The organism is uncultured Sphingomonas sp., from assembly GCF_964237335.1.
GTDB lineage: Bacteria > Pseudomonadota > Alphaproteobacteria > Sphingomonadales > Sphingomonadaceae > Sphingomonas.
This window is the reverse complement of sequence record NZ_CAXSHM010000061.1, coordinates 1-9,642: the sequence shown is the minus strand read 5'-3', so window position 1 is coordinate 9,642 and position 9,642 is coordinate 1. Positions and strand designations below refer to the sequence as shown.

The 9,642-nt window shown below is 66.8% G+C and carries 7 protein-coding genes; 5 read left to right on the top strand and 2 right to left on the bottom strand.

Going from position 1 to position 9,642, the window contains the following annotated elements; genetic code table 11:
* Nucleotides 1-260: 260 nt before the first annotated feature.
* Entirely contained in the window at nucleotides 261-1,241 is a 981-nt protein-coding gene (locus ACFE65_RS16775; protein WP_375383505.1) for a LysR family transcriptional regulator, read from the bottom strand.
* A 372-nt stretch (nucleotides 1,242-1,613) separates the two neighbouring features.
* Here ACFE65_RS16775 and ACFE65_RS16770 point away from each other — a divergent pair, with 372 nt between their 5' ends.
* From ACFE65_RS16770 to ACFE65_RS16750, 5 genes are all read left to right on the top strand, one after another.
* Nucleotides 1,614-4,499, top strand: a complete 2,886-nt coding sequence (locus tag ACFE65_RS16770; protein ID WP_375383504.1) for a TonB-dependent receptor domain-containing protein — start codon at nucleotides 1,614-1,616, stop codon at nucleotides 4,497-4,499.
* The gene (locus tag ACFE65_RS16765) at nucleotides 4,499-5,587 is read left to right on the top strand and encodes a nucleoside hydrolase (protein WP_375383503.1); all 1,089 of its coding nucleotides are present in this window, start codon (nucleotides 4,499-4,501) and stop codon (nucleotides 5,585-5,587) included. Before ACFE65_RS16770 ends, ACFE65_RS16765 begins: the two co-directional genes overlap by 1 nt.
* Entirely contained in the window at nucleotides 5,584-6,909 is a 1,326-nt protein-coding gene (locus tag ACFE65_RS16760; protein ID WP_375383502.1) for an NCS2 family permease, read from the top strand. The genes ACFE65_RS16765 and ACFE65_RS16760 overlap by 4 nt, the downstream gene beginning before the upstream one ends.
* Nucleotides 6,910-6,913: 4 nt before the next feature.
* A complete protein-coding gene (locus ACFE65_RS16755; RefSeq protein ID WP_375383501.1) occupies nucleotides 6,914-8,044 on the top strand; it encodes an adenosine deaminase in 1,131 nt (376 codons plus the stop codon).
* A 77-nt stretch (nucleotides 8,045-8,121) separates the two neighbouring features.
* Nucleotides 8,122-8,997 (top strand): nucleoside hydrolase, encoded by an 876-nt coding sequence (locus ACFE65_RS16750; protein ID WP_375383500.1) that lies wholly within the window; start codon nucleotides 8,122-8,124, stop codon nucleotides 8,995-8,997.
* A 343-nt stretch (nucleotides 8,998-9,340) separates the two neighbouring features.
* Here the strand turns inward: ACFE65_RS16750 and ACFE65_RS16745 are convergent.
* The coding region (locus tag ACFE65_RS16745) for a transposase (RefSeq protein WP_375383499.1) at nucleotides 9,341-9,642 on the bottom strand (302 nt) is incomplete at its 5' end.

Genomic DNA, 9,642 nt, shown 5'->3' with positions numbered 1-9,642 from the left:
CGGCTTCCTGCCTTGGAGGATATCGTACACCTGCCGGTGCCCGATTTCCTTCACAGGAGCGGACACTCAAAGGCGTTCGGCCCTTCCCTACAACCTGACGTTCATTCATCTTTGACAGGCGAGCCGACTGCCCTCAATTTATGAGCGACTCACGGCCGAAGGCTACGACTTTGAATCCTCGCCAATGTGCAGAGCTGCTGCAAGCGGAACCTCTTCCAGAGCGCTGGCCTAGAATGCTGGCTATGAGGTTAGAGTTCGATTCACGTCATCGCCTTGATGTTTCTGCGATCGTCGGCGGCAAGGCGCTGGACGAGGTGCGCCGCGAGCGTTCGAACGAAGCTGTCGCCCGTGGGGAACTCCGTCGCCAAACCGCGCCGTGACAACAGGACGAGCCGCCGGACGATCCTAGGCTGAACGAGCGGCACCAGCGCCACCTCGCCCCAACCCAGCCCCATGGTGTACAGGCGCGGCATCACCGCCACCGCCAGCCCGGCCCGAACGATGCCGAACAGGGAGTCGACCTGATCGACCTGATAGCGCGTCGACGGCGTCAGGTCATTCTGTCGCATGGCGGCGGAGACCAGTTCGCCGATGCTGCCGCCGCCGAAATGAACGATCTCATGGCCGTCGAGCTCGGCCCAGCGCAGGCTGGTGCGCATGGCGAACCGGTGGTCGGGATGAACGAGCAGCAGCATGCGATCGTCCATCAGCGGGACCGCTTCGAGTGCCGGATCGGCTTGCGCATGGACGCAGATCGCCACGTCGAGCGCTCCGGTGCGGAGTTGCTCGACCAAGGCGTCGCTCTTGCCGTCGCACAGCATCATCTCGACCGGCTCCGAGCCACCGACGCTAATCGCGGCGAGTTGGTCGGCGACGATCGGCACCGCCGACGGGATCGAGCCGATCCGGACGGCGGCGCGCTGACGCGCCGCCGCGTTGGCCATGTCGGCAAAGGCGTTGTCGGCGGTAACGAGCAGCCGCCGAACATGCGGCAGCAATGATCGGCCGGCGTCGCTCAAGACGACGCGGTGGGTGGTGCGATCGAACAACCGAAGCTCCAGCAGCGTCTCCATCTGCCGGATAGCCGCGCTGAGCGCGGGCTGCGAAATGGCCATGCGTCCGGCGGCGCGGCTGAAGCTCGCGTCTTCGGCGAGCGCGGCGAAGAACCGCAACTGGCGCAACGACACCGCCTGCAACCGATGGCTAAGCCGAGTATCGGCATTTAGGGTTGGATTGGCCACCGAAAGAAGATTGCGCGCGAGATCTTTCATAAGCAATCTGTATTGCGCGATAACATCATCTGCTTTCCCTTGATGACGTGACAGGCATAGCTTCCTCATCAGAGCTGTCGTTCAAAGCAGCCGACAGGTGGATGACCCGGTCCAGGGGCCGGCGACGATGCGACCAGAACAGAAATGCACATTGGGGGTCGATGACGGTCGGGCGGTGATAGACCAGCAAAGGGGCCTGCCATGCCATCTGCCATCCCAGTCCCAATCGTCGGGCGCGTCCGCGAGATGCCGCGCCTTCGCTCCGCTGCAGGCCCGGTAACGTTGGCTTGGCTCCTTGCCGCCGGGCTTGCAGTGCCGGCTTCGGCCCAGATCACGCCGACCGTGCCCCAACCCGCTCTCGCCGACACGACCGCCGCGCCCGCGGGCGACCAGGGCGACGATGTCGTCGTCACCGGTTCGCGCATTCGCAGCTCCAACGCCACCAGCGTCAGCCCGATCACCACGGTGGGCGGCGCGGAAATCCTCCAGCGCGGCGCGGTCCGCGTCGAGGACCTCATCAACACGCTGCCTCAGGCCTATGCCGACCAGGGCGGCGGCAACCGCGGCGGCACCATCGGCGCCAGCGGCACCGCAACCATCAACCTGCGCAATCTCGGCAACCAGCGCACCCTCGTGCTGATCGACGGCAAGCGCCTCATGCAGGGCGATCCGGCCCGGTCGGCAGCGCAGGCGGCGGACATCAACAACGTGCCCGCCGCGCTGGTGGAGCGGATCGACATCGTCACCGGCGGCGCCTCGGCCGTCTATGGCTCAGACGCGATCGCCGGCGTGGTCAATTTCGTCCTCAAGAAGGACTTCACCGGGCTGCAGGCGGACGCGCAGGCGGGGCTGTTCACCCATGACAACCGCAACCCGATCGCGGCCGTCGCCACCGCCGCCGGCCAGCCGGTGACCAGCGGCAGCGCCGACGACGGCGGACAGCAGAGCGTTTCGCTTACCTGGGGCAAGAACTTGGGCGACGGGCGCGGCAATGTCACCGCCTTCGCCAGCTATCGCGCGATCGATGGCGTCGGCACGTCCGAGCGCGACTTCTCGACCTGCAATCTCGCGGCGACAGCGGCCGGCTATGCCTGCTCGCTGTCGAGCACCACCTTCCCCGCGCAGCTCCAGCTGACCAACCCGATCACCGGGGCGGTGCGCGGCAGCTACACTTTGGATGCGACCACCGGCAACTCGCTGCGCGCGTATCGGACGTCGGACGGGTTCAGCAATGGCCCGACCTATGATCTTCAAGCACCCGACAAGCGGGTCAACGCCGATCTGCTCGCCCATTACAAGTTCTCGGACGCGCTGGAGGCTTATGGCAGCTTCATGTTCATGCGCGATCAGGCGGATATCCGCATCTCCCCCACCGGGGTGTTCACCGTCGCCGAAAGCATCAACTGCAACAACCCGTTTCTCTCGGCGTCGGAGGTCAACCTTATCTGCACCTCGGTCGGACTGAGCCCGGCGCAGAGCGCGAAGGTGAACGTGTCGTTCCGTGACGCGCCCGCGGGATCGCGGCATGATTACACCAATCACACGTCCTATCAGGGCGTGGCGGGGCTGCGCGGCGACGTGCTGAACGGCTGGCACTATGACGTGTACGCGCAATATGGTCGCACCGACTATGACTCGACGACCATCAACGAGATTTCGCTCGCGCGCTTCGCCAAGTCGCTCCGCGCGGTCAACAGCGGCGGACAGATCGTCTGCGAGTCGGCGGCCAACGGCACTGACCCGTCCTGCGTGCCGCTCAACCTGTTCGCGGTCGGCGGCATCAGCAGCGCGGCGCTCTCCTATGTCGGGAACACGGTCCATCGTACCGGCTATACGCAGGAGTTCATCGTCAGCGGCTCGCTGTCGGGCGATCTCGGCTTCGGCAGCCCGCTTGCCTCGCACCCGATCGGCGTCGCGGTCGGCGCGGAGTATCGCGACGAGAAGCTGAACTTCCAGCCCGACAGCTTCTACAGCAGCCTCGACGTGGCCGGCGATTCGGGCGGCGAGTTCCCCACCTCGGGCTCGTTCAACGTGAAGGAGGTGTTCGGCGAGGCGCGCGTGCCGCTGGTCGAGGACAAGCCGTTCTTCCGCAGCCTGAGCGCAGAAGGCGGCATCCGCTTCTCGCGCTACAGCACGGCGGGCGACACCACCGCGTTCAAGGCGGGTGGCGAATGGGCGCCGATCAGTGATTTTCGGTTTCGCGGCAGCTTCCAGCGGGCGGTGCGCGCGCCCAATCTGACCGAGCTGTTCGGGCCGCAGCGCGGCACCACCGCCAGCATCTCCGACCCATGCGAGGGCACGGCGCCGCGCGCGACGTTCGCGCAATGCGCGCTCTCCGGCGTGACGGCGGTGGAATATGGCTCCATCGCACCCGCGGCGGGCCAGCAATCGGGTGCGCGCGTCGGCGGCAATCCCAACCTGCTGCCCGAGATCGCCAACACCAAGACGTTTGGTGGTCAGCTGACGCCTCATTGGCTGCGCGGGATCACCGTCGGGGTCGATTATTTCGACATCAAGGTGAAGCGGCTGATCACGACCGTGCCCGCCCAGATCACCGTGAACCAGTGCATCGCGACTGGCGTCTTCTGCAACCTGATCGTGCGCAACCCGGCGACCGGCACGCTGGTGAACAGCGCCTATGTCATCTCGACCTATGTCAACGCGGGCTACCTCCAGACCAGTGGCCTCGACATTACCGCGACTGCATCGCAAAAGCTGGGAGACATCTTCGGCGGCAACCCGGGACGCGTCGATCTCAACTTCGGCGGAACGCGCACCGAGAAATACGAGGTGCAGATCCTGCCCGGCGCGCCGACCTATCGCTGCGACGGCTTCTTCGGCACGACCTGCGGCCAGCCCATTCCGCATTGGCGCCACCGGCTCCTGGTCAGCTGGACGTCGCCCGGTGAGGGACTGAGCCTCGCCGGAACGTGGCGCTACATCGGCCCGACCACCAACGACAAGGCGAGCAGCGCGCCTTATCTGACCGGCACCTACTTCGCCTATGACTCACGGCTGGGGGCGACGAGCTATTTCGACCTTTCCGTGGCGGTCAGCGTCGCCAAGCGCTTCACCTTGCGCGGCGGGGTCAACAACCTGCTTGATCGCGATCCGCCGCTGACCGCCAGCGCCGCATCCACCGGGCAGACCTCGAACGGCGCGTTCTTCGCCGGGATGTACGATGCGCTGGGTCGCTACATCTTCGCAGGCATATCGGCGCGGTTCTGATGCGCGGATCGAGCCTGGCTACGCGAACGATGGCGGCGGCGTTGGCCTTGGCGGCCACGCCGGCGCACGCCGCCGGCGAGCCGCGGCACGAGGTGACGCGGATATTCCTCGACAATGATTTCCTCGGCCCCGGACAGAGCAATATCCAGTCGCTCATCCCGCTCCTGCGCGACGAGCGGGCGGTGGTGATCGGCATCGGCGTCGTCACCGGCGATGCCTGGGTGAAGGAAGAGACGCAGCATCTGCTCCGTTTCCTGGAGATCATCGGCCGTCCCGACGTGCCGGTCTATCCTGGCGCGGAGATGCCGCTGATCCGCACGCAGGCCGAAATGCGCGACTGGGAAGCGCATTGGGGCAAGGTACCCTTCAAGGGCGCGTGGAGCAGCCCGCGTCCCGGCAGGACGTACCACCCTGACGATCCCTCGCTGGTGCCCGCGCTTCCCGAGGGCGCGCCCGCGATCAAGCCGTCGGGCGAGAACGCGGTCACCGCACTGATCCGGTCGGTGCGCGCGCATCCGGGAGAGGTCACGATCGTGGCGGCCGGGCCGCTGACGGACATCGCGCTGGCGATCCGCATCGCGCCCGACCTGCCGTCGCTGGCCAAGGAGATCGTGCTGGAAGGCGGCAAGCTCGACACCGACATGGCCCGCGTCACCGGCAATGCCGACTATGCGACCGATTTCAACTTCCTGTTCGATCCCGAAGCGGCGCACATCGTGCTGACGGCGCCGTGGAAGCGGGTGACCGTGCTCGGCAACGTGTCGTCCTCGGCCAAGGCGACACCCGAGCTGATCGATCGGATCGGTGCGGCGGGCACCCCGGTCGCGCGCTACGTCAAGAGCTATGCCCGGCTCGGCCAGCCATTATGGGATGAGATCACGGTGGCGGTGGCGATCGACCCCAGCCTGGTGACGGACGAGGTGGTGGCAAAAATGGACGTCGATACGCTTCCGGGCGGTGACTACGGCCGCGCGCTGGTGTGGAAGGACGAGGTTGCGCCCGGTCGCGGCGAGCGGCCGGTGCACATCGTCCGCGCGGTCGACACGGCGCGCTTCCTCGCCCGCTTCGAGGCGCAGGCCAAGCGATGACGGGGATCGAAGCCGCACTCGATCGCCGGTTCCTGCTCGCCGAGCGCGGCACCGGCGTGGGGCGCGAGGCGCTGGCCGGGCTGACCAGCTTTCTGGCCGCGGCCTATCTGATCGTCGTTATTCCGTCGCTGCTGGCGCAGGCGGGGATCGACCGCGGCGGCGCCACCACCGCCGCCATCCTGCTTATCGCCGGCGGCAGCATCGCGATGGGGCTTTACGCCAATCTGCCGTTCCTGGTGGGGCCGGGGATCGGCGGATCGGCACTGATCGGCGTGACGCTGGCACAGGTCGAGCATATCGACTGGCCGGCGGGGCTCGGGATCGCGCTTTTCTCGGGATTGCTATTCGTCGTGCTGACGCTGAGCGGCGCGCGTGGGATCGTCGTCCGGATCATCCCCACACCGATCAAGCTCGGGCTGGGCGCGTCGATCGGGCTGTTCATCGCGATGCTCGGCTGCCGTGACGCCGGGATGATCGCGGTAAACGCCAAGACCAATGCGCTCGCGCTCGGCAACTTCGCGCTGCCAGGGCCGATCATGGCGCTGACGGGGCTTGGCGTCGCGCTGGCGATGCAGGCGCGGCGACTGCCAGGCGCGATACTCGCCGGGATAGCCGCGGCGGCGGTCCTGGGCGTACCGCTCGGCGTGACGAAGCTCGCCGGATCGCCGCTCGCGCTTCCGCATTCGCTCGCGCCGGTCGCGCTCCACCTCGATCCCGTGGCGGCGCTGAGGGTGTCGGCGCTCCCGTACCTGTTCGCCTTCTTCGCCGCCGAGTTCTTCTCGACGCTCGGCACGACCTTGGCGATCGGCGGCAAGGCCGGACTGACCGACGCCGACGGCGATCTGCCAGGTATCCAGCGGCCGTTCCTGGTCGATGCGGTGAGTGCGAGCATCGGTCCGCTGATCGGCATTCCCGCGGCGACAGCGCTGGTCGAGTCTGCTGCCGGGGTGGAGGCGGGCGGGCGCACCGGGCTGACGCCGATCGTCGCTGCCGGGCTGTTCCTGCTGACGCTGGCCGCGGTGCCGCTGGCGATGGCGATCCCGCGTCAGGCGACCGCGCCGGCGCTGATCCTGATCGGCGTGTCGCTACCGTCGACCATCCGCGGCCTTCCCGGCGACGAGCCGACCGCGCTGTTCGCGCCGATCGCGATGGTGCTGACGACGCTGATCGCCAACAGCTTCGGCACCGGAATCGCAGCCGGCACCCTCCTGTACGTCGTGATCGAACTGCTCGCGGGTCGAGGGCGGACACTGCATCCCGGACTGGTCGCGATGGCGGTGCCACTCGGCTACTATCTGTACGTGGCCGCAACGCCGCACTGAGCCGATGATCGATCGCGAGCTCCAGATCGGCAACGTGCCGCGCTCACGCATCGGCCGCGTGGCCGATCCGGCACTGCGCGCCTTCTTCGCCGCCATCCCCAAGGTCGAGTTGCACTGCCATCTGCTCGGCTCGGTCCGGCGAGAGACGTTCGCGTCGCTGGTCGCCAAGTATGAGGCGCCGATCGGGGCCGACGAGATCGCCGGTTTCTTCGCCCGTGGCGAGAAGCCGGTCGGCGTGTTGCGCGTGTTGCGCGCGCTCGAGCGATATCTGTTGCGCGAGGCGGGAGACTTCCGCCGCATCACCTATGAATATCTCGCTGCCGCGGCGGGAGAGGCGGTGCGCCACGCCGAGTTCTTCTGGAACCCGACCGGCAGCCTCGTCCACTCCGGCCTGCCCTACCGAGCGATGCAGGATGCGATCCTGGCCGGGATGCGCGATGCGCAAGCCGACTACGGCATCACGTCGCTGCTGATCCCCTCGATCGACCGCGAGGCAGAGCCTGCCGAGGCGCTGGCGATGGTCGAAGCGATGCTCGGCTGCCGCGACCCCCGCGTTGCCGGCATCGGCATCGACTATAGCGAGATCGATCGGCCGCCCGAGTTGTTCGCCGCCGCCTATTCGCTCGCCAAGCGTTATGGCCTGCGCACGACCGCGCATGCGGGAGAGTTCGGGATGCCCTGGCGGAACGTCGCCACTGCGATCGACCGGCTCGGCGTCGATCGAGTCGACCATGGCTACACGATCGTCGACAATCCCGAGTTGGCGGCGGACTATGCCCGGCGTGGGATCGTCTTCACCGTCGTGCCGACCAATTCCTATTACCTGCGCACGCTGCCGCCGGCGCGCTGGGCGAGTGACCACCCGATCCGACGCATGGCGCGGCTGGGATTGCGTCTTCACCCCAACACCGACGATCCAGCGCTGCATTCGGTAAGCCCGGGCGGCGCGTGGGAGCTTATGTACACTCATTTCGGCTTCGGCCTGGCCGATCTTCGCGGGATGATGCTGAACGGCATCGCTGGCAGCTGGGCCGGCGCCGCGTCGCGTGCCCGCTGGCAGACGGAGTGGCCGGCAGAGTTCGACCGGTTGGCCGAGCGATTGGCCGTTCCCGCCGATGCGGGAGGCGTCGACTGAGCCGCCGGGCATTCGCCTGCGCCGCTGCCGCCGCGGGACTTGCGGTCGCCGTGCCTGCGACAGCGGCGACGCGTCCGATGGTGGTGATCGACAGCGACGTCGGCGACGACATCGACGATGCCTATGCCATCACCTGGGCGTTGCGCTCGCCCGCTCTCGACGTGCGGGCGATCATGGTCTCGTTCGGCGACACAGCGTTGCGCGCGCAGCTGGTGCGGCGGATGCTCGACGTGCTCGGACGGAGCGATGTCGTCGTGGTGCGCGGCGCTCCGACCCCATCCGGGACGGTCTTCAGCCAGGCGGCATGGGCCCGCGACGGCCGACAGGGTGGCACGGCATCCCTCGCTTTCGTCGCCAGGCTGATCCGACGACATCCAAACCGCGTGACGCTGATCGCGCTCGGACCGCTCGGCGACGTCGCGGGGCTGCGACGACTTGATCCCGCGGCCTTCGGCAAGCTCGGTCGCATTCTGGCGATGGGCCGCTCGATCAGGTTGGGTTATGGGCAAACCGAGGCGACCGTCGCACCGAAACCCAGCGCCGAGTATAACGTCGTCCAGGATCCGGCGGCGCTGCGGGATGTGTTGGCGAGCGGCGTGCCAGTGACCCTGTTCCCACTCGATTCGACGCAGATAAAGCTCACCTCCAGCGACGAAGCGGGACTTGTCGCGACCTCGAACGCCACGACGGCGATGCTGGAGGCACTTACCACCGAGTGGCGAGCCAACAATGCGCGAGGCCAGAAAGTGCCAATCCTGTTCGACGCGGTGCCAGTGGCGGCAGCGATCGATGCTACGTTATGTCCCGCCCGACCGAAGGCGATCAAGGTCGATGACCGGGGTCTTACCCGAGTGGTCGAGGGGCCGGCTAACGCCCTCGTCTGTCTTAACGTCGAACACAGGCTCGTCATCAGCCGTCTCATCGCCGATGTTGATCGAGAACCTTATCGATAATGGATACCGATGATGGCCGGCTACGAAGCGTTTTCGGTCATCAACTTAGCGGGCATCACAGACATCGAGTAGGTTTTTTGACCTGCATGGTCGTCGATGTGGATCAACAAAGTTGATGCTGGCTCTGACCCATTATCCGTCGTTCAGCTCTACTTCGCTGGATCCTCGAAGCAGCCACTCGTTCACGTCACCGTCGTCTACGCACGACGAGCGTTACCGGCAGCGAACGAAGATCCGTCGGAAGGACGTAAGCCCCACCCATCACTGGCGAACGCGGCCACGTCAGACCTGCGCCGACCCGCCGTCCGCGAGTAATTACCCACGCCTTGTTCTGGCGGGATCTTCAGGCGCCGAGGGTAGCTGCGATGGTTCCGAAGGTGTTGGTGCCGGGGGTGAGGCGCGCGGTGGCGACGACGGTCCTGACGTCGGCTTCGCCCAGGGCCGCCCACATGGCGCGGTAGCCGTTGGTGATCTTGCGCTGGATGACGGCGGGGCGCAGGTCGCGCTCGCAGGCGTTGTTGGTTGGCTCGACCTGGCCGGGCCAATCGGCGAAGGTCAGGAGCTGCTCCCTGGCGCGGGCAAACCTGTTCCGGAGCTTCATCGTCAGATCGCACGACGTGGGCGTCGTGATGATGTCGTCGATGG

Bases quoted from the DNA above. Each gene is read 5' to 3' on its own strand.
- ACFE65_RS16765 (WP_375383503.1), top strand. From the start codon at position 4,499: ATGCGCGGATCGAGCCTGGCTACGCGAACGATGGCGGCGGCGTTGGCC.
- ACFE65_RS16760 (WP_375383502.1), top strand. From the start codon at position 5,584: ATGACGGGGATCGAAGCCGCACTCGATCGCCGGTTCCTGCTCGCCGAG.
- ACFE65_RS16755 (WP_375383501.1), top strand. From the start codon at position 6,914: ATGATCGATCGCGAGCTCCAGATCGGCAACGTGCCGCGCTCACGCATC.
- ACFE65_RS16750 (WP_375383500.1), top strand. From the start codon at position 8,122: ATGGTGGTGATCGACAGCGACGTCGGCGACGACATCGACGATGCCTAT.